Here is a 722-nt window from a genome sequence, read left to right as displayed (position 1 = left end):
GGAAACGGACCGTCGAGGGCCTGCCGTCCGAGGATACGCGGCGGTGGGAGGCGATGGCGGGTTTGGACCTGTCGGTGGCGTATTGGGTCCCTGTGTCGGGAGTGGCGCCGCTTCTAGGTTGAGATCACCGGTGCTCACCGGTACCCGATCACCCGTTTGAGAGGACCTGACCATGTCCCGACTTCCCCTGATCCAGCCGGAGACCGCAGGCGCCCGGGCCGCCGAGCTGCTGGCCGGCGTCCAGAAGGCGCTGGGCGTCACGCCGAACATGACCAAGGCGATGGCCAACAGCCCCGCCGTGCTGGAGGCCTACCTGGAGTTCTCCGGTGCGCTGTCGGGCGGCGTGCTGCCGGCCGCGGTACGCGAGCGGATCGCGCTGCTGGTCGCCCAGCAGAACGGCTGCGACTACTGCCTGTCCGCGCACACCTACATCGGCACCGAGCTGGCCGGGCTGAGCCGGGACGAGGCCGAAGCGGCCCGCGGCGGCCGGGCCGCGGAGCCCAGGGCCGAGGCCGTGCTGGCCTTCGCCGCCACCGTGCTGCGCACCCGCGGCGGCATCCAGGACACCGATGTGAAGGAGGCCCACCGGGCGGGACTGTCCGACGAAGAGATCGCCGAGGTCGTCGGCCACGTCGCGCTCAACGTTTTCACGAACTACTTCAACAAGGCCGCCGGCACCGACATCGACTGGCCGGTCGTCCGCCACTGACCGCCCGCCGGGT

At 70.9% G+C, this 722-nt stretch carries 1 protein-coding gene; it reads left to right on the top strand.

Going from position 1 to position 722, the window contains the following annotated elements:
• Positions 1-172: 172 nt before the first annotated feature.
• Positions 173-709 carry a carboxymuconolactone decarboxylase family protein gene (locus ACTWPP_RS45015; protein ID WP_443110622.1) on the top strand — a complete coding sequence of 179 codons (537 nt, stop codon included), beginning with the start codon at positions 173-175 and terminating at the stop codon, positions 707-709.
• Positions 710-722: the final 13 nt, after the last annotated feature.

The organism is Actinomadura sp. 3N407 (genome assembly GCF_052245875.1).
Taxonomy (GTDB): Bacteria; Actinomycetota; Actinomycetes; order Streptosporangiales; family Streptosporangiaceae; genus Spirillospora.
The sequence above is the reverse complement of the archived record's forward strand: the minus strand, read 5'-3'. Positions and strand labels throughout refer to the sequence as shown.

Coding starts and splice junctions, on each gene's coding strand:
- ACTWPP_RS45015 (WP_443110622.1), top strand. CDS start 173: ATGTCCCGACTTCCCCTGATCCAGCCGGAGACCGCAGGCGCCCGGGCC.